This is a genomic window from Desulfofundulus salinus, from assembly GCF_003627965.1.
Classification (GTDB): Bacteria; Bacillota; Desulfotomaculia; order Desulfotomaculales; family Desulfovirgulaceae; genus Desulfofundulus; species Desulfofundulus salinus.
The window spans coordinates 207,988-230,196 of sequence record NZ_RBWE01000001.1; the positions used below are offsets into that span (position 1 = coordinate 207,988).

Consider the following 22,209-nt stretch of genomic DNA (forward strand, 5'->3'; position numbering starts at 1 on the left):
TTCTGGATTACCTGAAGAAGGCTGCCGGGAGGGCCGTGAAGAGGGCCGCCCGGGCCGGGGTGAGGAAACTCCTGCTCCTGCTCCTGCCCTACCTGGTGCCGTTTATTCCCTTTCTGGTGGTTCTCTTCCTGGTGGCGGTGCTGGTTGCCGCGACGTATTCGGCCATGGCCCCCGGCAGTTACCTGACGGGAGTTGATCCCTCCCCGGAAGATAAGGAAATCCAGCAGAAATACGAGCAATTGTGCAATAAATACAACGTCGCGGACACCTGGCTGGTCAACCCGGGGGAACCCTCCAGGCAGGGCGGCCCCGATTACGAGTCCTCCCCGGATCACCCGTATTACCCGAACCGGGGCAGAGGGAAAAACATCGGGGCCATGGTGGACAGGTACCGCCAGGACCTCAAGCTGGCGCTGACCTGGGGGCAGGTGCACGGGGCGTGCCTGTTCCGGAATTACGTCACGGGGGAGCGGGAAATAACGGACGGGCAGCGGGAAAAGACGGCGAAGGATCTTCACCCTTACTTCTACTATAAGGAATCCGAGGTGACGGTCTGCAGCAAGGACGGGTGCGACACCTACACTGTCTACCTGCTGGTGGAAGCGTACACCATCCAGGGCCACTACCAGTACCACTACGAGTGGGTTACGGAGACCTACGGCGAGGGAGAAAACGCCTACACCATCACCTACGAGCGGTTAAAAGATGTGCAGCAGATCCTCCCGGACAAATGGCAGCGCCTCAAGGACTGGATGAAGCAGGAGTACAATCTGGAAAACGACGCCGGCGAAGTGGAGCTGGCCCGCACGTGGCTCTGGGAAGCCACCCGGGGGTTTGACGAGCAGACGGAGTGGCTCAACTGGCTTGTGAACAACGTCAGCTATGCCTCTATTGCCTCTTCGGCTATGATCCCCCCGGAGCTGGTACCTTTCTTCAAGGAAGCGGAAGAACGGTTCGGTATCCCCTGGTGGTTCCTGGCGGCGATGGCCTTCAAGGAATCGTCCTTCAACCCTGGGGCGGAAAACCTGGACACCCACTGCTACGGGCTGATGCAGGTCTCCCCGTCGAACTGGGAACATTACGCCCCCCTGCTGGGGTTCGACCCGGTGATGGACAGGGACAACCCCCGGGCGCAGGTGATGGTGGGGGCTTACCTGTTGAAAAACTACCTGGGAAGCGTGGACTGGGAGGGCGACTGGAAGGAGCAGACCCTGCCGGGGTTGGTCAGGTACGGCGGTTTTATCGAGGTACCGCCCGGCAAACCCTATGGCTCTGTTAAAGAATGGTGCCGGGCGGAGTACGCTTCGATTATCTGGGAGCTGGCAGAAAGTTTCCGGGACGTGCCGGGCACCTGGCCGGTGCCGGGTTACAGTACGATATCGTCTTACTTCGGCTGGCGCATTCGTCCATTTACAGGTGAGAAGCAATTCCATAAAGGCATAGACATACCGGCACCTGAAGGGACCCCGGTGGTGTCGGTTTCCGGCGGGGTGGTGACCTTTGTCGGGTGGGAGAACCCGAACGACCCGGGTCAGGGGTACGGCCTCTACATGACCGTCCGTGATGGACAGCACCTGTACCTGTACGCACACCTGAGCCGCACGGATGTGGTAAAAGGCCAGACCGTCCAGCCGGGCCAGCAGGTGGGCGCGGTGGGCAATACGGGTATCTCCACCGGACCGCATCTGCACTTCGGAGTACAGGATCTGAGCGGTGGCAATTGGATAGACCCGCTGCTGGTGGTACAGCCGCAGTAGTTGCCGGGCATACGCCCGGTTTTTCTTTTTGGGGAGGTTGCCCAGACAGATCGAGTGCTGACGTTGGGAGGCCTGCAACGACTATGGTTGGAAATGATTTATTATCACTTTTTTGTAAAAACCTTTTAAGAAATGATTCCCATGCAGTTTCTCGGGAGGTGCTCGTATTGGGAGACAAGAATCTGAAGCGGATTAAGATTGTAAGTAGATGTACAGGTTTGCTGCGGCGTGCTTGGAACTTTCCGCCACCAGGGATATATCACAAGGAGTATGAGAGAGACTTTGGACCGCGGCTTGGTTTTAGGTTGTTTCTTACTTCAGTAGTAGGAATGCCGCTTTGTGTATTACTTTGGAAAGTTTTGGGTTTAATTTCATGGGTCAGCGCAAACACTCGATTTTGGGTTTGCGTCTTGGCCCTTCTGTTCTGGTGTGGTTTCTATTTTGTTTATTGGGTCTGGAAGAACGAGCCTCAAAATGGAGGTGATGTTTGATGATAAAGCGGAATTTGCGTTTCTCTGGGCTTCTGGATAGTTACCGGTTCTGTGATCTTGACATCTGTTGGTCCCACGACTCTGACATCTATGATCTTGCGTCTGAATTGAGGAGTTGTTAAGTCTTCCAGGATTACTATCGCAAGGATTATTGCGGTCACAAATGCAGAAGGGATGGCGAGTAAATAAAGGAGCCGGGGAAAACGAGTGGAGAAAATTTGGTATAGATGAAGAACTTCTGTTTCCCCTCCTAAAAGATAGATTAAACCGATAGAAACCCACATCCAGGCAAAGCCGGACAGAAGAACACCGTTAACCGTTCGAATGTGCCATCCAGATGGGGGATTAGGTAAATATATTTGGTACCTCTTCAGGAGAGTTCGTACAGATTCTATTATCCAGCAGAGGAGGGTGAGAATAGAACCTATTACTCCGTATATAGCCATTGCCAGGGATGCTATCTTTAGTATGTTTAGAATGTCGGGTAATAAGTTTCCGACTGGCTTACAAACTTCGATAAATGTCTCGGGGTCAATATGCTTAACGGTTAGAAGAACTATTAGTATTAGCAAGGCTTTCTCAGGAGATTTGATAAGCTTAATAGCCTCCTTAATCACTCCCGTATTCACTACCAGGAACCTCCTGTGCGCGATTTTGTTTGCAGTTGTTAACTTTTGAATTCGCCCGATAACCGTATTTTTCCTGCAGGAACGGGGTGAAAATCAAAATCGTCAGGATTGGCGGCAGCAGGCTGCTAACTTAGGAAAATGCCAGTAAGAGTCACGAAGACGCTTTTTCCTTCTAGAAAGCCTGGGCGTTTCAGACCTGTTTTTGCCATCTGTTTTTTCTCAGGGGTAGCTTCGGAGAAATCTGAAAGCGGGGTTCTCATTGCGCTGGACCGGGGGGTGGTGCTAGGTGGACTTTCTCGAACTATTGAGGCGAAAGTGGGACACTGAGGGGAAGGCCTTCCCGGGCAAGCTCTGCCCGCTGAAGTGGATAAACAGCAAAAATTATTTCGGCCCCTGCTACGGGGGGAAGTGCACTTGGCGGGATCCCTCCAAAGGAGGTGATTTTATTTGCGTGTTCTAGTTGCAACGGGTTTGGAAGAGCTCGACGGGAGCATTTCCGACGAACTCTCCAGCCGGGACATAGAGGTGGTTGGCGAGTGCTACTACCGTGAGGGCCTCCTGTCGCTCGCAAAGGACCGCGGGGCGGACGTGGTGATTCTCTCCCCCCACCTGCCCGGGTGGACCGACATGGTGGAGCTGGTGAGGGAGCTTCGCATGGCCGGCCTGCGCGTAGTGCTCCTTCCCGGCCGCCGTGATGACGGGGAAGCTCTGGACCTGGCTCGGAAGGGGGTTGCCCTGGGGGTATATGATCTGGTCTGGGATCCGGTCAGCCCGGCGGCGGTAATTAACCGGGTGTTGAACCCGGCCACGCTGGCCGATGCGGGCGTAGAGCCCGACGAGGCGGCTGTGGGGAAGATGATGGGAGAGGAAGTAAAGGTTAAAAAAGCGGGGTTGCTTGGAAAGCTGAACCAGCTCCGTCCGAGCAGCATCAATCAAGCTGATAAGCCTGAACGGGAAAAAATGCAGGTCGGAAACGATCCGGAACAAGAGGAATCAACTCCGGGAGGAGAAGACGCCGTAGAGCCGGGCTACAAACCCCCGCAGGATACGGGTTGCGGTATTCCTGTTTTAAACAAGGTGGTTTTGGGCACCCCTAAAGCGCTTCTGGGACTTGGTAGCGAACAACTGGAGGAATGGTTCCAGGGGGTATTTGACGGCGTTCTGGAAGTAATCCACGCTTCCAGGACGCCGGAAGATTTTAAGGAAGCCGTTGAAAATTCCGCCCCGGATATAGCCGTACTTATGCGTACGGGGCCGGCCGGAGGTATAGCCGACGCTCATAAACTCGCCGCATTGGCGGTTACCAGGGTACCGGCTGTTCTGTTCATCGCCGGGGAACTCGACGATATAGGCAAAAAAATGGTTGAAGCCGCCGCCAGTGCGGGGGTACGCCACATACTTACCTGCCCGCCCGGCGGTTTCGTTTCCGGGGAAGAACTGGTCTTCCTGGTGAACTCCCTGATCCGTGAACTGAAGACCATACAAACCGAACCGGCGACAGCGGTGCAAAAAACCAAACCCAAAGAGAAACCCCGGAAGAGCGGGCGGCGGGAAAGAAAGCTCCGGTTCGCACTGCCCGGGATATCTGTTAAAGAATCCGTCCCTCTGGAAGAGGAAACCCGGGAAGACGAAGCAGAGAAAGATAAAACCCTGCACGATGTGCCGGGGAAAAATCCGGCATCCATAGTCCCCGGGGGACTTTTTGCGGTCGTATCGCCCTGGCGTCCGGGTCTTGCGGGTAGAATCGCCGCCCAGGCGGCGAGGATGTTTGCGGCCACAGAAAACGAGGTGGCCTTTATATGTGCTGCAAAGGAGAGCACGGGCGCGGTCTGGCTGGACGTGAGCGACGAGGAACTCATCATGTGCGACTGGCGGGTGCCCGGGTCGGCCGTTCCTCTGGTGCGTGACAGGCTCAAACTCTGGCCGGTGGACCCGGCAAAAGACCTGGACTGCGGCAGGGACGGCGTGATTGAGCTCATAAAGCAGGCGCGCAGAACTGCTGTGTACACGGTGGTCGATTTCGGCGGGGACGTCAACCTGGCCGGTAAAGCGGTGTTCCTCGGGCGGTCGGTCGTAATGTGCGTAGTCCCCGGCGGGGACACGGTCGAATTAAAGACGGCCATGCTCTGGTACCGGCAGCTAAAAGAGGGGAGGGAAAACGTGGTGGCGGGCATAGACCTCAGGGGGTCGCCGCCGGTTGTGCCGGAACAATTGGACCCCGTGCTGACCATACGCCATAACCCGGCGGATGCCCTTTCCGAAGCTTTGGTACAGGGAGCGGAAGGAGAGTTTTACTGGGAAAGGATGAGGAGCATTGCCAAAAAACAGACTGGTTAACGTTTTAATAGCTCTGGTCCTGGTCGTACTGTCCGGTTTCCTGGTGTGGTATATCATCGGGATTACCGCGCCGACGGTACCGGTGGTCAAGGCCCAGAAGAGAATACCTGTGGGAACGGCCATCACCGGCGACATGGTGAAGGTCCAGCCCATGGCCAGGGTGGACGTACCTCCCGACGCCGTTTCAGACGTCCGGGAGGTAATCGGCAAAACCGTAACCCTCGGCACCCTTCTGCCGGGTGACCCTGTCAGGAAGGCGCACGTGAAGGCAGGAGTGGGGAGCCTGCAGGCCCGTCTCAGCTCCCTGGCCCCCGGAAGGGTGGCCGTGGACCTGCCCGCTGAAAGCGCACTGAAGGGGCTTTCCGCAGGGGACAAAGTGATGGTCTTCGGGGAAGTGCCGGTCGGAGACGCGGCCTCGAAGACGGCGGCCACGGTTGTGGAACTCATAGCCAAAGATGCCGTGGTCATCAGTGTACCCGGGGACAAGCAGCAAAGTGAAGGCGTATTCGGCAGCACCGGGGGCGGCAAGGGGCCGGTGGTGGTGGCGGTAACGCCCGAAGAGGCCAAAAAAATCGCCAGCTCCATCGTCAGGGGCAAAAGGACTGCGATAGCCCTCCTGCCCCAGGAGGGAGTCAAATAAATGTTTGGGTTCGGCAAGAAAAAGAAGAAGGATATGGAGGAATCCAGGGAGAGCCTTATTCTATGGGGGCCTGCGGCGGAAACGGAGCATCCGAAACAAGAGGAGGAAAAGGAAAACCCCGGGATGATCGACGGCATTCCGGTCTCCCCCGAGGCCCTGCCAGGGCGGGGGAAGATAATCACCTTCCACTCCCCCAAGGGTGGGGACGGCGTGAGCACCGTGGCGGCAAACGTAGCCGCTTTATTAGCCAGACATGCCGGGACGGTGCTGGTGGACCTCAATGGGGTGGGCGCAGTAAGATCGAGGTTCGGGCTGCCTTCCGACTGCCCGGTGAACATTCTGGACTGGGAGAGTGCTGAAGACAGGCGGCACATATCGGTTTACGAGCACCAGTGCGGCCTGGCCCTGGTGCCCGGTGTGGTACACTACGACGACCTGGAGCGGGTCAATCCCGCCCTTGTTTTCCGGGTCCTCGGGATTCTGAAGGATGCCTACGAGTACGTGGTGGTGGACGCGCCGCCGGTGAACGGAACCAACCCGGCCTGGGCCGCCGCGGTGGTTTCCGACATGGTGTTCACCGTTATCACTCCCGACCGGGCAAGCATCGACATGCTCGGGGGTGCCATGAACTACCTGGAAAGGCTCGGGTGCGGGGACCGCTCGGCTGTTTTGTTGAACAAGGCCGGGGTACCCGGGGGCATACGTGTCAACGACCTGGTGGACAAAAATCCCCTGGGGATAGACTTTAAAGCCGTCCTGCCGTACAGCGAAGCGGTGATGGAGTGCAACAACAGGAGGCAGGCGGCGGCGCTTTCAAGGCCCAAAGACCCCTTCTCCCGGGCGGTGGCCGCCTTCATGGAGGTGATGGATTGAAATGGATGTAGAGCTGATCAGGAAACTGGCCGGCAACTTGAACAAAGTCGTGCCGGCCGAAATTACCGCCGCCGATACTGCACAGACTCAAGATGCAGCCATCTCCCAGGAGAATCTCTCCCGGCTCCGTGGTTACGTGCAGCTGGCCCTGCGGCAGCAGTTGAAGCCGGAGGAGCTGGGGAAATCCCGGGACCCGCTGGTGCGCTCGCGGTTGAGGAGCATAGTGATGCGCGCCCTTGTGGAGCTGGACATCCCCATAGGCAGCGGCGCGGCGGCGGCCCTGGTTGAGGAGCTTGCGGACGATCTCCTCGGCTTCGGCCCCATCGAGCAGTTCTTCTACGACCCTGAAGTAACCGAAATCAAGGTGAACCGGTACGACCTCATCCGGGTTGAAAAGCACGGCGTCGAGCGTGTGGCGGAGGGTGTGCGCTTCCGGGACGAAGAGCACTGCCGCGACATACTGGAACGTATGCTGGCCCCCACGGGGCGGCGTATCGACATCAGCAGCCCCCGGGTGAACGCCAGGCTCTTCGACGGCTCCCGGTTGATAGCCCATATCTCCCCGGTGGCCGTCGAGGGCACCACCATCACCATCCGGCGGTTCCGCCAGGACATGACGGTGGAAAACCTGCTCAAGCGGGGGGTGCTCACCCGGGAGGTGCTGGAATTCCTCAAGGCGGCCGTCAAGGCCCGGATGAACATCGTGATATGCGGGGGTACGAGCTCCGGGAAGACGACCCTCCTGAACTGCATCGCCTCCTTCATTCCCGACGAGGAGAGCATCGTCACCATCGAAGATCCTGCGGAGCTCCAGCTGCAGCACAGAAACGTCAGGCGCCTTGAGGCAAAACCGCCCAACCAGGAAGGGAAGGGGGCGGTCACCCAGCGGGACTTGATGGTCGACGCCCTGCGCATGGCCCCCAAGCGGATCATCATCGGGGAGTGCCGCGCAGGGGAAGCATTCGACATGCTGCAGGCCATGAACACCGGCCACCTGGGGAGCATGACGACCATCCACGCCAACTCGGCCCGTCACGGCACCCGGCGTCTTGTCAACATGGTCCAGATGGCCGGACTTGACCTGCCCTACGAGGCCATCATCGAGCAGATAGCCGACGCGGTGGACATCTTCATCCATGTCCTCAAAGACAGATCGGGCCGGCGGCGGCTGGACCACATCGTGGAGGTGACCGGCGTCGAGCGCACGCCCGAGGGAGTGCTCAACGTGGGGCTCAACCCCCTCTGGCAGTACGATCGTTCTTCCGGCAAACTGGTCTGGGTGGCGGAAAAATTCACCCGTGAGCGGATTTTCCGGGAAGAGGGGGGCTGGACGTGCTGACGCTTTTAAACTTTGCCGCCGCCGGGGCAACCGTTCTGGCGGCGCTCATACTTGTCTTCGGCCCGAATCTTTCCGGCCGCACCCGTTCAGTAAGGCTCAAGGAGCACAAAACAGGTAAAATACAGGACCTCCCCGTGCTGCTTGCAGGGGCCGCCGGGTGCGCCCTGGTGGCTTACGCGGTGACCGGGACGGTTTATTTTGCCGCCGCCGCCTCGCTGGGCGGCTTTTACGTGTCCAGGTGGTGGCGGGACGCGCAGGAAGCCCGGAGAAAAGAGCTCCTGCGGGCGCAGTTCGCCGACGTCCTGCAGCAGCTGGCCAGCGCGGTGCGGGGCGGCCTGAATCCCTACCAGGCCCTGGAGGACGCCGTACCGAACATGCCCCGGCCGGCCAAGGACATTTTCTTTGAAGTGCTGCGCAGGACGAGGACGGGCCAGACCATCGTCCAGGCCCTTGACTCGGTGTGCCAGGAAACTGACTGGGAAGACCTGCGGGTCCTCACCGTCGGCCTGAGCCTGTACAGCAGGACGGGTAGCGACCTGGCCGCCATATGCGACCACGCCCTGGAAGCCTACTACGAGAGGGAAAGCTTCCGGGCGTTCATCGACGCGGTTACCGCTGACAGCCGCATGACGCTGAAAATATTATCCGGGCTTCCCTTCCTCGTGGTGGGATTTGCCCGTGCCGTGAACCCGGCGTTCGCCGAACCTCTTTTCCACACGTTGCCCGGGAGCGCGGTCTTCGTGGTGTGCTGTGCGATGATCTTCCTGGGCAATGTGGTGGTTAAGAAGATGATGGCCGGGGTGTCGCAGTAGGGAGGGATAAACTTTGGATTTGCGCCTGACGGCGGCCCTGCTGGCGTCGGCGGGTATAGCCGTTTTAATGTTGAAGAAGCCGTCTCTTTTTTCGGAAGACGCCCGGGAGAGGGCGGAGGAACTGCTGGCCCGTACGGGGAAAAGGTTCTCTTCCGGCGATTCCCGCACCCTGCTGGAAAGGAAAATCGTCCAGGCGAACCTGGACATACGGCCGGAGGTGTTTGCGGGTTTGCGTATAGCCCTTCCCCTGGCCTGCATGGCCCTGTTCGTCCCGCCGGCTTTACTAGGATTCCTGGACATATACTGGGGGGTCGTCCCGGCGCTGGCGCTCTGGTTCCTGCCCGGCTGGTGGCTCAACAACCGGGTGAAAAGCCGGGTGGCCGCCATCAGGCGGGACCTGCCGGACTTCTCCATCATGTTTTCCACGGCGCTGGCCGCCGGGGCGGACATCCTGACCGCCCTGGAACAGGTGGCCTCCTCGCTGAAGGGGGAGCTGGGGGCCGAGATTCAGCGTGTCTGCCGCGATATGGCCGTAGGGAAAAGACGCACTGACGCCCTGGCGGAGATGGCCGCCCGGTGCGGGGTGGACGAGTTGACCGCCCTGGTGAGGGTCATCGAGCAGGCCCAGCGTTACGGCTCACCCCTGGCTGAAACGGTGAAGCAGCACGCCGCCCAGATGCAGATCCTCCGCCGTTACGAAGCCCAGCGGGTGGCCGGGGAACTGGGGGTCAAGATCATCTTCCCGATCATCATGTTCATCCTGTTCCCCATGCTAATCCTGGTGGGTTTCCCGGTCATCTGGCACCTGATAGCTGCCCTGGGCAATTAAGTTAAAGGAGGTGATATCTGGTGCTGAAAAAAATTAAAACCCTGGCGAGCAAGTTTCACCGCGACCAGTCGGGGGGCGGAATTGCCGAGTACGGCCTGATCCTGGCCCTGGTGGCGGTGGTATGCATTGCGGCTCTCACCGCTCTGGGCGTTGCCCTGGTGAACAAGTTCAATAGGGTCAAGGAAGCCCTGGACAGCACGGGCTAGTCAAGATCCCCGGGTTACCAAACCCGGGGATTCTTTTGGAAGGTTATGGAAGGGGGTCATACTACGGAACGATTAGCCGCGGAACACACCGACCGGGCCTTCTACGTCGGGCTGGCCCTGCTCGCATATGGCGTTTTTTGCTCGATTATCACTTTAACCATTGCGGCCGCATACAGCTTTTGGGAACTTTTTAAAGACAGGGGGAATTATTGAATGTCGATTGAGTTTCCGGTCATCATTGCCGCCGTCGTAGCTCTTGCGGCGGCTTATATGGACGCCAGGTGGGAAATGACCATCCCGAACTGGTTGACGTATCCGACTATCCTCGGCGGTGTGCTCCTGGATTTATGGCTGGGGAGGTATGATTACCTTGTCGGTGCCCTGGTAGTGTTCGTGGCAATGTTTTTATGCTGGATGTTCGGCTGGATAGGGGGCGGGGACATGAAACTTGCCCCGGGGCTGGCGCTTTTCCTGGGACCCCTACCGGTGCTGTACGGGGTGGCCCTGGCGTCCGCCATCTTCGCCATATGGGGCGGCCTTAAAGCCTGGCGCGGTACGGGCCGTCCGGCGGCCTTCCTGATGGTCCTGGTGGGGAGAATGCCCGGCGGGGCGGTACCCCTGGCGGTGTTGATGGGTCCGCTGGCGGTGGGGTTGAAAGTGCTGGGAGTATGAGAGTGAAAAGCGATGGTGCGGGGCTGTTGTGTAGAAAGGAGTTGGCATGAAAATGTGGAAAGAACTTAGAGAAAGACAAGCGGCGATAGACCGCTACGTCTTTCGGTTAAGGGAAAACTCGCTGGGATATGTCTTAGCCCTGATCTTTTACGGTTTAACGTTGCCTCCTTGGGCGTTCATCATAACCTTGAAAACGGCGTTATATTACACCACATTACTCCGCGGTGGTATGCCGGATCTTCCAGGGAAGGTTATTATAACTTTCCTTTGCATGTTCATTCCGGTAACGTTATATTGTTTGGCCCCGTACCTGGCATTAAGCTGGATAAGCCTGCTACTGAAGTTTGCGGAGTTGGTGAGGATTTTTATGGTTAAATTACTAAAGAAAGTCGGGTTTGGGGAATATGGTTTTTTGACCAGGAAAGAGCTGAAGCACGGTTGTATATTCTTCGGGGACGGTGTCCGGGATGATTAAGCCGGATACTCTTTCCCTTTTCTGGTTCTGGTACGTTTTTATGCCCGGCTTGATTTACGTGTGGGTCAACAGGACATTTCGGGGCAAAAATATCGCCGCGTATCTATGGGAATCTTTTGTTTGCGGGATAATCCTGGCTGCTTCCGGGATAGTTCTGACGTTAGTGGTTTGCTACTTTTCTGGAGGATATAGTGATGCTCTGCTGTTCTTAAGCGCCCTTCTTTACGTAAATAAAGAAGGTCTGTTGTGGCTTCTCGAATGGAACGAGCTTGCTTTTTTCTACTTATCCTTGAGTTGCCTTGAGATATATATGTTGGCCGCAGGGTTTGGGGTTGGATTCAGGCGCGTTGCCGAAATGGGCTTGTTCGCCAATAAAAAACCAAGGATAACGCCCAGTTCGGCCCTGGATATAGAGATGCTTGAGTTCCGCAAAAGAAACGAGGCTCCTTGGGTAACCATATACTTGAAAAATGGGGTGAAGGTTGAAGGGGAATGCTGCGCTTATACATTTACCGAACCGCGGGAAATTTCAATAATAGCAGATTGTGGGAAAATAGTCGTGCCTATAAATGCGGAAGTTGTTGCTATTGAGTTAGTTGGGAGAAAAAAAAGAAACCAGGGTGGCAGTAAGCTGGTTCCTCTTCCCCGGCATTAGCCCGGCCCCGCCGGGTTTTTCGTATTTGGGAGCTGTTTTTACCCCGCTCATGCTATAATATTCCAGAAGGTAGTGGTCCCTGGAACAAAAGTTTCCATTCCTACGTCTAATACCTTAAAAAAAGGAGTGATGTTAGTCTGCTGAAATTTTTCTGGTTCATCATCATGCTGGCGCTCTTCGTGATCTTCGTGCCGGGCATGCGCCCGGTATAGGAAACTAACGGAATAAACCTTCCAGAAAGGAGAGGTCTTATGCGGAAACTGGCTGTATTGTTTGTTACGGCTCTAATGCTCCTGGGCTTTACTACTTTTGCGTGGGCGGAAACGCAGTATGACCCTAACAGCGGCCCATCTAATTTAGACAATGCGACGCACGGGGTTGATAGAGGTTTCATTGACGGTTCTGTGCCCGTCTATGGAGGCGGGGATTCGGGTGGTGTTGCTAAACCCATCACCATCGTTGTGAACGGGAATGAGATCCGGCCCGACGTTGCGCCGTTCATAAAGGACGGGCGCACCTTCGTGCCCTACCGGTTCATAGCGGAAGCGCTGGGTTGCAGGGTGGACTGGGACGGTAAAAACCAGAAAGTGACCGCCGAGAAGGACGGCCTGAAGGTGGTCATGTACGTCGGCAGGAAGGCCGCCTACGTCAACGGTATGGAGAAGCAGATGGACGTGGCCCCGCTGGTGAAGTCCGGACGCACCTTCGTCCCGGTGAGGTTCATCAGCGAAGGATTGGGGTACAACGTCAGGTGGGAAAGCGAGACCTGGACGGTGGTCATCAGTTCCCGGGACTACGACCCCGGCCAGGAGTTCCAGAAAGTCAGCTACAATTATGTGCCCAGCATAGTCACTGACGGCGTGTTCTGGACAGGTGGCTATAACCCCTTCAACCGGTAGCAATTGGGGAATGCCGGAAGAAAGGAACGATCAGGCTTAATCGCCTGACGTTTTTATTTTTTGAAAGAAAAACTTGAGGAGAGCAAAGGGGGAATGCACGTGCGCAGGATTCTCGTCGTATTTCTGATTCTGGTGTTTTTGTTTGCTTCGGCGTTTCCGGCGCTCGCGGCGACGACGTCCGGATGGGGTTTGTGGAAGGACGTGACCACCTTCGGATTCGACGACTACCACACCAGGGTGGGGGACAATACTAACTTCCCGGTGATGTGGCCCGCCTGGTACGCCTTCCAGAACCCGCCCGAAACTTCCTACTCCCAGCCGTTGATCCTGGACGGGGACTATTTCGGCAAGGACCGCCCGGTGGTCATCGCGGCAATAGGAAAAGCCCTGTGCGGGTTTGTTTCCAAACAGGCCAAGCCCGACGGGAAATGGCAGCCCAACCCGCCGGTCTGGTCCCTGCCCCTGAAGGGTGACGGCCCGACCAAGAGCCACCCGACGCTGGTGGATCTCAACGGCAGGAAGCTGGTATTCATCGGCACCGAGCATGACAGCGCAGTGGGCGGGGCCTGGCTCCAGGTGTTCGACGTTACGGACTTCGACCACCCGAAGGAAGTGTTCCGCGACTGGTCGAAACTGATTCACGACGTGGTCTCTGCCCCGGTGGTATACAACTGGTGTGGCCACCTGGTCGTAATCACTACCGCTGGCGATACAGGCCGGATAGTGCTCTGGTTAGGCCTGGATAAATTAAAAGACGATGGGGTAGTCAGTACGGGAGAAATAACCACGGGTTATCTTGCGCTTCCCGGCCGCACATCGTCCACGCCGAGCATCGTGAAGCTCGCCGACGGGTCCGACGGTTTAGCCGTGGGCGTGGATCAGGGGCTATACAGCGGCAAGCTGGCAATCTACAAATTTAACGATATCCTGAGTGAGAACAACGGAAAAGTGCATTTAAAGGGCAAAGACCCATTCAGAACAATCGACCTCCCCTCCGGCCTGGTGGCCAGCTTCTCGGTCAGCGGGGACCGCACGAAGCTGTACTTCGGGGACTGCCGGAGCCGGGTGTACTGCTACGACACGCGGGCGCTGAAAGGCGTGTGGGTGAACACCGCTGTCGCCGGCACCTTCTCCAACCGCTCCCCGGCCCTGCTCCCGGGTACGGTCTTCTTCCCGGCAGTGGGCGGCACCAGCTCGGGTGACGTAAACTCCGAAGGCAGGGTGATCGCCGTCGACCGCAACACCGGGAAGACGATGTGGGTTGCGAATTTCGACTCCCGGGCTCAAACGGCCCCGGCGGTCTGGGCGGTCAACGGATACGGCAGCATTGTCCTTGAAGGTACGCGCGGCATTCCCGGCAAATCCTCCCCGGCGATGGCCTTGCTGGACGCGGGCACCGGTGAGAAATACGGGTACATCAACCTGCCCGTGTCCAGCAGCGGCGGGTCCTACGCCGCCGGTGTTTCCGGCGAGATCTCCGTAGCCCACGACCACCTGGTGGTCACGACAAACGAGGGCATATACGCCTGGAGCGCCATCCCCATCGACCTGGAGGCTGTTTCCATCGACTCCGGCGTGCCCAAGGGCCAGAAGGCTAAAGTGGGGCAAAAATACACCGCCACCGTGGTCTTCAAGTACAAACAGGACCCCGGTATTGAGTGGCCATTGGACAAAATACCCGTGGCGGCGTTCCACGTAATCGGCGACGCAATCAATAAAGCGAGTTTAAAGGACGAAACGGGCGCACCGCTGCAGGTTTACGAGGGCAACAAGCAGCAGGTTATCTCTCTCAACAAGCAGGGTGACACGGTGACGGTCAAGTTCGACTGGACGGCCCAGCCGGGCTCGAAGAAGCTGGTCGCCGCCTTGAACACGTTCTACCCGGACATCATGAACCCGAAGCTGGTGCGGTACTATCCCGAACTGACCGAGAAGAACAACCTGGTGTCCGTCAATATCGAGGTTGAGGGCCTCCACGACGTCAAGGCCACCCTCCTGCCCGCCAAGACGGTCTGGAAGACGATTCCCGGGAGGGACGTGAAAATAATCGTAACCGGCAGGGCGACCAGGAAGGACAACAACGGCAGCGAAATACCGGTGAGGTTCACGGTGAGCGGTCCGGGCGGGCCTGTAACGAAGACGGTGCGGCTCGGGCCGGGGGACAGCGAGAGGACGATTTACACCTTCACCACGTCCACCCCGGGGACGTACAGGTTCCGCGCGGAAGCGTGGCCGGCCGACAGCTCCTGGGAGGACGCCTACCCGCCGGACAACGTGGCTGAAACCACGGTTAGGGTGGAGGTGGTACAGCTGCCGCCGAAAGACAGTAAGATCCATGCTGAGTTGATTGGGGATTAGGAACGAAGGGGGAACGGCGGGGCCGGGGGTGACCCGGCCCTATCGTTTTTCAGGAGAGTTTCCGTCTGTTGCTGAGTTCCTACCTGTATTGGTACCATTTTGCGAAAAGAAGGAGGTGACGGTAAACAAGATGACGTTTAAAGTTCTCGCTATTTACTTTAAAAAGAAAATCGTCGAGCTGAAAAAAGGCCGTCCGCGTCTCTATTTTGATATCTTGCATGGAGAATGCATAATCCTGCCTGACGTTGCAATCTGGACCGGTTACGGTTTGTATCTGGCGGCTGTGCTTCTTGCGGCATGGCAGGACGGGTGGGAGCCGGCTTTTGTTGTTAGAGCACTAACGGTGGGCGGATGGTTGCTGGTTTCCCATCTTGCCGTTGTTGTCTTTTACCTTGCTTACCTGGTATGGAAGGATTTAGTACGAGAGCGTCGAAACGAATGGGTAGACCTGTCGTGGAGCGAGATCCGGCGAGGTGAAATTGATTTTGAGAGGTGGTGCCGTTAGTGGCCGGGCTGACTCTTGCAGTGCTTTTGTTTTTGTTGATGGTATATGTTCCGGGTAATGTAGCACTGGGCATAGCCGGGCGGCGACGGGCGGAGCGATCCATGTCGGATGCTTTGATTATCGGTTCCGGTGTGTTCGTAATAGTTTTCGGGACCATGGGAGCGCTGCAGATCACCGGTCGTTCCGGCATTTTCGAGCGCTTCGTGAATACAATCATGGCCGCCAGCGGGGTCGTGCAGGCGAAGCCGAGCCCCGAGGCCATGTTAATAATGTTTTCGTTCGAGTATATGGTGGCGTTTATTTTAGGATTGATAGAGTTGTTCAGGGTGAGCGGCAGGCCGTGGGACCAACGCGGGGCAGTAATAAAGGTAAAACCGGGTGATTCGCTGTTGGAAACGCTGATTGCATACCGCAAGGCCGGATTGCGGCCGAACGTGGTTATTCATCTGAAAGAGGGTCACAAGGTGGAGGGAGAATGCCTCCGTTACAACTGGAATGGGAAAACAGCGTTTCTGATCGGGGACGCGGATAACCCGGAAAAACAGATATGGGTCGGTCTAGACGAGGTTATTAAAATCGAATTTGTAAATCTTGATTTCCTTGAGATTGTGGAAAGAGATAAAGAAAAGTCCCTGGAGTTATTGCAAAAAATAGAAGCTCACAGAAAGGTGTTCAACTGGATATCCCCTGGTTACGGGGATGAAGTGTATGAAGGGAAAATTAAGGCGATTAAAAACACCCTTTCGTTGAATGATTCAACGGTCCCCGGAGCTGTTGAACCAAGAAAAACTATCAATAGCAAAGGAGCGTGAATGCTAATGCGTAAACTGACCATTCTACTAACCGGCCTTCTCCTGGCCCTGTCGATTTCCACTGCCCCTGCCGTAGCCCAGGAAGGAGCAGGAGTGCAGGGAGACGGAAACCCTGCAAAGTCTGCTGTATTTGCAGTGGGAATCAAGGAATACTTTTTGGGGAATTCACCGGTAGGGGTTAAGATAGACGCCGCCCCGTTCGTGGCAAGCGGCAGGACTTACGTACCCTTGCGTTATCTGGCCAATGCCCTGGGGGTGGAAGACAGGTACATAACCTGGGACGCAAAGTCCGGTCTGATCACGCTGAGTCAGCCGGGGCATCCCGCGATTGAGTTGAGTATTGGCAGCAAGCGAATAAAAACCGGCGGCCAGGCTGGGCAGATGGACGTGGCCCCGCTGGTACGCAACGGGCGGACGTACCTGCCCGCCCGCTGGGTGGCCGAGGCCCTGGGTTACCAGGTCGAGTGGGACCGGTCCAGGAACTGGGTCGTATGCTGGCCCAGGGGTGAGTCCAAGCCGGACGTGAACCGGATAAGCCAGAGCCTTCGCGGCTGGAAGTGGACGGAAGTGGGCTACAAGCTGCCGGACCCGCAGGGAGAGTTGATTGATAGGGAAGAATCCAGAGGGCTCATGGACCAAGCTTACAGGACTAGAGCAGGTTTGACAATGGCGTTTTACTATAAACTGGGTTATATTGACAATAGAGAGTTGGCATTATATATCTCTCTACCGGACGACCCCTATAACCCGGGAACCCTGGAGGCTTTCGACCAGGCCGAAGCGATCCTGGCGAGCAAATTCGGAACCCGATTCGCGAGCGAGGTTATGAGTTGTGCGCGCCAGCATAAGAGCTGGAGGGACAGCACGCCTGCAACATTTTTTATGGCGCCCAATGGGCAGAAAGTCAGGGTACATGGAAGCGATTCGATTGAAATCATGATCTATAAAAGTTAGAGATGTAGAGTGCCGCCTGGAAGGCGGCTTTATCTTTTTTGGGGGGAAACAACTGAAAGGGGGTGGTTAGGTGAAGAAGTTTTTCACCCCCCGTACAAAAGGGAGGGAGAAAGAGGTGAGATGAATGCGTCTCGTTAAACGCTATGTGTCCCTGGCCATGATCCTAGTCATGCTTGTGACAATCTTTCTACCCCTGGTCCCTGTAGCCTGGGCCTACGTGGACGATGACAAGAGCGACCTGCCTATAGGAAGTGGTAAGGGAGCCTATATCACAAAAGGAGACAATGCTAAGTACGTCCAATCCGGCAACTATAATTACATAAAACTTGCTGACATCTACTCCAGGAGCGGTACTACTCTTGGCAAGGGGATGTACTTCGAGAAGGCTGGCTCCCCTTTGGCAGAAGGCTACGTAATGCTCAAATGGTCGCTCATATCCGACTGGGCGGAAGAACTGAACGGCAACCCGGATTTCGTCAACTCTCACCTGTGGGGCCTGGGGAACATTATCACCGCCGAGGGGTACACCGCCAAGAGGATTCACATCCGCGACCTGGCGGACCTCTGCGGTACGAGTGACGTCAGCTGGGACAAGTCCCAGTACAAGGTGATCATCGGGATCACCCAGAACCCTACGGCCTTCATTGGCGGGCCGACGCAGGCCCGGCAGGGCGACACGGTAAGCATACCGATCAGGGGGACGTCCTACGTCACGTCTTCCGACTGGAGGAACAAGATATCCTACGAATTTTACGCGGACAGCCAGAAGCTGAAAAGCAACAGCCTGAACTCCAGCAGTTTCAGCGATTCAGTCAGCTACCAGGTGACCAAGTCCCCCGGGAGTACCATTACACTGCGTTTAAAGGTGACCGACGGGGTTGGACGGAGCACGGAAATAACCAGGACCCTGCAGGTGGTAACGGACCCGGTGCCGCCTCCGCCTGATCCGCTGGACCCGCCGGATCCGCCGGATCCACCGCCGCCGCCACCACCTCCGCCTCCGCCGGACATGGAGCCCGTGGCGGACTTCACGGTCTCCAACCCAAACCCGGAGGAGAACGAGAGCGTCACCCTGCGGGACGCTTCCGAGCACCCCGGGGAGGAGTACGGCGAGCGCATCGTTTCGTGGACGTGGGTCATCGAGGGCGTTGGCACCAAGACGGGTAAAACGGTGAGCGTGAGCTGGCCCGTGGCCGGGACGTACAAAATCACCCTTACCGTCACCGACCAGGACGGCGACAGCGACAGCAAGACCAAGTCGGTGGTGGTGGCCGCAGCGCCGCCGGTTGCCAACATATCGGTTAGTCCCACGCGCATACTGGCGGGCCGGGAGGTGACCATCAGCGGTGACGGGAGTACGGCCGGCGGAGGCCGGACGATCTTGCTCGATCAGAACGAGTGGCAGATTATCAGGCCTAACGGTTCGTTGAAGTGGTCGGGAGTGCAGCGGTACCCGGCTAACCCGCCGCCGCCCAATCAGATGTTCGACTCACCTGGCACCTGGAAGGTGAGGCTGCGGGTGACGGACTCCGGCGGCAACAAGTCGGAGTGGGCAGAGGAAATCGTGGAGGTTTTGTCCGACCAGCCGCCGGTGGCGGACTTCTGGGTATCAATCGGCGCGGTGCGCAATACGGTGGATAATTTCAGCCTCACCGTTTATGATCAGTCGCAATTGCCCGTGCCGGACGCCTTTGAAGACCGTATCTTCCGTCGGACCTGGACCCTGATTTACGATAAGAACAATAATGGGGTTTTCGGGGATAGCGCGGATGAAATCATTTCGGCCGCCGATACCAATAAGAGTGCCCGCATCCTCCAGAGCTCCAACAACGATCCCAATCCCAAGCTGGTCTTTTACCAGACAGGCCGGTACAAATTGACTCTTAAGATCCAGGAGGAATGGTACGGTTGGGGCAAATGGAACCCCGGCCTCCAGGCGGATACCAGCTCCAAACCCAATAATGAATGCGTGATAACCGTCCAAAACCTGCCGCCATACGTGAGCATTGGCACCAGTCGTCCCGAGCCTAAAGCAGACATCCTTTTTGTTTTGGGGCAAATCGATAACAAGAGGGATTACCTCAATGCCTTTAACGCCAACCTGCCCGGCTTCTTGGGGAAGCTGGCGGAATACGGCATTGACGCCAGAGCCTATCAAAACGATGCCATGAGTACGGGCAGTGTCACCCGGGTAGATCAATCAGATTACTATATTTACCTTATAGGCGACCCGACTGCTCCCATTTATAAGGTATACGTCCAGCGCAACGGCGGCGGCTTCCATGTGGAGCGGCGAGATCAAAGTGGTAATTACGTACTGGCCTTAAAGACGGTTTCCTACGGAGGCAACGACATCGACCTCCACGCCGACGGCCATGGTTATGGCTACGGCGTCACCGTGGATAACAACGGGCAAATTGTAACCAATTTCAGGTGTGGCCACGATGATTCTTACCGTACCATCTGGGTGGACGCCAATGGGGTCATTCACGTAAGGTACTACGTTGCATGGGATCAGGGTTATAACTCCACCCAGATATGGGACTTCTATGACGGCAAAGTAGAACTGGTCAAAACCAACACCGACGGGAGAACTCCCTATCGCACCTTAACCCAAGAAGATGCAGATACGATAAGGGTTTACGGCAGCCATTCCGGTACCTGGGAACTAACCTATACGCTGAACTACCCTCCTACGCTGGGCAAGTTGCAGGAGGTTTCCCAGGGAACGCCCTGGCGGTCTGGTGTCACCCGATTCCTGGTCTTGATGAACAATGCTACATTCCAGGATTATAGCCAGAAGGCACAATTTGTAAGTTATATGAAGAATAACAGCATAGGGTTAATAGCTGAAGCAGGTGCCGCAAACTACAGCCAATGCAACCAGCTGGTCAGTGAAATCGGCAGGGATATAGTCTTTACTATAAACGATGCAGCTTCCGATCTTAACGAGATAGCCAACTACATTATCGACTTGCTGGGTCAAAGAGATATGCTGGCCAACGTGGTTCTGGTGAATCAAAAGTTTATTACCACGTCAACAGAAAACGACCGGGAATCAGATGCCATAATAGCCCGGGTCTGGCAGTATTACCACGATCCCAACACTATTATGGGTTACACCTTGTCAAATTCCTGGGGCTTGAACACGGACGTTCATGGCAAAACTTTCAGCCAACCCCTCACTTCTTTCTCTAAACCTGGAACCTACACCGTCAAATACCGCATCCAGGACCAGCCACCCAACTCGCCCTACTGGAACGACCCGGACGCCGGGCGCAAGTGGTCCCAGTGGGCGGAGATGAAGATCTACGTCCACAGGAGGCCGGTGGCAGCGTTCACGGTTTCCAACTCAAACCCGGTTGTGGGACAGACCATAGTCTTTACCGACCAGTCCTACGACCCCGACCTCCAGTATACCGACCCGGAAGGCAAGAAGGGGATAAGGACGTGGGAGTGGCAGTACCGGGTCAACGGAGGGAAGTGGATCACGGATAGCAAGCCACCGGCAGCAATTACCGAACCGGGGACGATGGACGTGCGGCTGCGCGTCCAGGATGCACTGGGCGCCTGGTCCGACTGGGCGTACAGGTCCATAAACGTGCAGAACCGCAAACCCCGGGCATATTTCGAGGCCAGCCCCAACCCGGCAGGCAAGAACGAAACAGTTACCCTGGTCGACCTTTCCACGGATCCGGACGGGGATAGAATCGTGGCCTGGGAATGGACTATCGTGGGGGGAACCAGCAGTAACCGCATCACCGAAGTCCGTTTGCGCGGGAACAGTGAATCGAACTACGACTACGGCTACCTGTACGGCTGGAACGGCTCGTCCTGGGTACAGATGGCCCGTTACTCCGGTAGTTATGATGTTGTGGTCAACGCCGCATCGTTCGGCAATATTACGAAGCTGAAGGTACGGCTGACCACGGACGGCAGCGTTATCTGGAGCCCGACCTATGTGGAGGCGTACCAGGTAACAATAAACGGCCAAACGGTAACACCGAGGGGTCTTTACCTGACCACTTCAAGCAATTACCAGAACCTGTGGAGCGGCGAGTGGACGGCTCCCCAGGTACCCACCGAGAGCAAATACTACACTAAAAACCTCACCCTGTCCTGGGCCAACCCCGGGTCCTACCGGGTGACCCTGAAGGTGAAAGACGAGCACGGTCTCTGGAGCGACCCGTATACAGGTACCGTGACTGTCGAAGACCGCCTGCCCAACCGGCCACCGGTGGCCCGCATGACTGCCCGGAGCCCGGTCTATGCCGGGGAAACCCTGACGGTGAACGGCACTTCTTCCTACGACCCCGACCCGGGTGACTACGTCAGGAGAGCTTACTGGCGCTACAAACCGCCCGGGGGCGACTGGGTGGGGCCGTACACCCAGATCAGGGGAGCTGCGGATTTCCTGAAGTTCAGCATAGTGCCGCGGGATGACCAGGTAGGCCAGTGGCAGTTCGAACTGGTGGTGGAGGACTCCCGGGGAGCGTGCTCCACCCCGGCGGTGCTGACCGTAGAGGTCAGGGAAGGTTTTGAGGTGCACGGAAGTATCGAGCCCAATCCCGGCGAGAGGGGCAGGAACGTCACTATCAAGGCGTCTGCCGTAAGGCCCTCGGATGGCCAACCGGTGTCCGTAGACAGCATGAAGGTGATCATCCCCCTGCCGCAGAAACCCGACGGCAGTGCCGCCCTGCCGCCGGGTTGGTCCTCCCGCGAAGCCTGGATGACCTACAACCCGGGGGACAAAACCTGGTACTACACTTATACGATACCGGAGCGCACGGTGCGGGGCCGCTGGCCGGACGACGGGTTCTACCTGGTCAAAGTGGTCGGATACCGCAGCGGCGCGGCTAAGGAAGACGTGATGCAGTTAGAGATCAAAGGACACATCCTGAGAAGGTTGATCATCAGGACCATCTCCTGGTAATCATGCAAAACCCCTCCTCTCTTTTTCAAGAGG

General features: G+C 56.9%; 18 protein-coding genes. 17 read left to right on the top strand and 1 reads right to left on the bottom strand.

The window, feature by feature from the left end:
• Window positions 1-35: 35 nt before the first annotated feature.
• Entirely contained in the window at window positions 36-1,757 is a 1,722-nt protein-coding gene (locus D7024_RS01055; protein ID WP_243113645.1) for a M23 family metallopeptidase, read from the top strand.
• A gap of 469 nt (window positions 1,758-2,226) precedes the next feature.
• Here D7024_RS01055 and D7024_RS01060 read toward each other — a convergent pair whose 3' ends face one another.
• A complete protein-coding gene (locus D7024_RS01060) occupies window positions 2,227-2,877 on the bottom strand; it encodes a hypothetical protein (protein ID WP_121450166.1) in 651 nt (216 codons plus the stop codon).
• Window positions 2,878-3,324: 447 nt separating this feature from the next.
• Between D7024_RS01060 and D7024_RS01065 the strand changes: the two genes are divergently transcribed.
• The 16 genes from D7024_RS01065 (at window position 3,325) to D7024_RS14650 (ending at window position 22,176) form a co-directional block, all read left to right on the top strand.
• On the top strand, window positions 3,325-5,214 hold the full coding sequence (locus tag D7024_RS01065; protein ID WP_125185596.1) for an ANTAR domain-containing protein: 1,890 nt from the start codon (window positions 3,325-3,327) through the stop codon (window positions 5,212-5,214).
• The gene (locus D7024_RS01070) at window positions 5,192-5,854 is read left to right on the top strand and encodes an SAF domain-containing protein (RefSeq protein WP_121450168.1); all 663 of its coding nucleotides are present in this window, start codon (window positions 5,192-5,194) and stop codon (window positions 5,852-5,854) included. The genes D7024_RS01065 and D7024_RS01070 overlap by 23 nt, the downstream gene beginning before the upstream one ends.
• On the top strand, window positions 5,855-6,727 hold the full coding sequence (locus D7024_RS01075; RefSeq protein WP_121450169.1) for a CpaE/TadZ family protein: 873 nt from the start codon (window positions 5,855-5,857) through the stop codon (window positions 6,725-6,727).
• Window position 6,728: 1 nt separating this feature from the next.
• Window positions 6,729-8,066 (top strand): TadA family conjugal transfer-associated ATPase, encoded by a 1,338-nt coding sequence (locus D7024_RS01080; protein ID WP_121450170.1) that lies wholly within the window; start codon window positions 6,729-6,731, stop codon window positions 8,064-8,066.
• Window positions 8,060-8,878 carry a type II secretion system F family protein gene (locus D7024_RS01085; protein WP_165859219.1) on the top strand — a complete coding sequence of 273 codons (819 nt, stop codon included), beginning with the start codon at window positions 8,060-8,062 and terminating at the stop codon, window positions 8,876-8,878. The genes D7024_RS01080 and D7024_RS01085 overlap by 7 nt, the downstream gene beginning before the upstream one ends.
• A 13-nt stretch (window positions 8,879-8,891) precedes the next feature.
• On the top strand, window positions 8,892-9,707 hold the full coding sequence (locus D7024_RS01090) for a type II secretion system F family protein (RefSeq protein WP_121450172.1): 816 nt from the start codon (window positions 8,892-8,894) through the stop codon (window positions 9,705-9,707).
• 20 nt (window positions 9,708-9,727) lie between these two features.
• Complete coding sequence (locus tag D7024_RS01095; RefSeq protein WP_243113646.1) at window positions 9,728-9,913, top strand: Flp family type IVb pilin; 186 nt, start codon at window positions 9,728-9,730, stop codon at window positions 9,911-9,913.
• A gap of 213 nt (window positions 9,914-10,126) precedes the next feature.
• Window positions 10,127-10,585 carry a prepilin peptidase gene (locus D7024_RS01100; protein ID WP_121450173.1) on the top strand — a complete coding sequence of 153 codons (459 nt, stop codon included), beginning with the start codon at window positions 10,127-10,129 and terminating at the stop codon, window positions 10,583-10,585.
• 52 nt (window positions 10,586-10,637) lie between these two features.
• Window positions 10,638-11,060, top strand: coding sequence for a hypothetical protein (locus D7024_RS01105; protein WP_121450174.1), 423 nt, complete (start codon window positions 10,638-10,640; stop codon window positions 11,058-11,060).
• Window positions 11,053-11,715: a hypothetical protein gene (locus D7024_RS01110; RefSeq protein WP_121450175.1), complete on the top strand. Its 663-nt coding sequence runs from the start codon at window positions 11,053-11,055 to the stop codon at window positions 11,713-11,715. The genes D7024_RS01105 and D7024_RS01110 overlap by 8 nt, the downstream gene beginning before the upstream one ends.
• Window positions 11,716-12,002: 287 nt before the next feature.
• Window positions 12,003-12,614 (top strand): copper amine oxidase N-terminal domain-containing protein, encoded by a 612-nt coding sequence (locus D7024_RS15035; protein ID WP_243113812.1) that lies wholly within the window; start codon window positions 12,003-12,005, stop codon window positions 12,612-12,614.
• Between the two features lie 201 nt (window positions 12,615-12,815).
• A complete protein-coding gene (locus tag D7024_RS01120) occupies window positions 12,816-14,972 on the top strand; it encodes a PQQ-binding-like beta-propeller repeat protein (RefSeq protein ID WP_207666869.1) in 2,157 nt (718 codons plus the stop codon).
• 28 nt (window positions 14,973-15,000) lie between these two features.
• On the top strand, window positions 15,001-15,477 hold the full coding sequence (locus D7024_RS01125; protein ID WP_125185598.1) for a hypothetical protein: 477 nt from the start codon (window positions 15,001-15,003) through the stop codon (window positions 15,475-15,477).
• Window positions 15,477-16,289 (top strand): hypothetical protein, encoded by an 813-nt coding sequence (locus tag D7024_RS01130; RefSeq protein WP_121450179.1) that lies wholly within the window; start codon window positions 15,477-15,479, stop codon window positions 16,287-16,289. Before D7024_RS01125 ends, D7024_RS01130 begins: the two co-directional genes overlap by 1 nt.
• A 6-nt stretch (window positions 16,290-16,295) precedes the next feature.
• On the top strand, window positions 16,296-17,243 hold the full coding sequence (locus D7024_RS01135) for a copper amine oxidase N-terminal domain-containing protein (RefSeq protein WP_165859221.1): 948 nt from the start codon (window positions 16,296-16,298) through the stop codon (window positions 17,241-17,243).
• Window positions 17,244-17,367: 124 nt separating this feature from the next.
• Window positions 17,368-22,176 carry a PKD domain-containing protein gene (locus tag D7024_RS14650; RefSeq protein ID WP_165859222.1) on the top strand — a complete coding sequence of 1,603 codons (4,809 nt, stop codon included), beginning with the start codon at window positions 17,368-17,370 and terminating at the stop codon, window positions 22,174-22,176.
• Window positions 22,177-22,209: the final 33 nt, after the last annotated feature.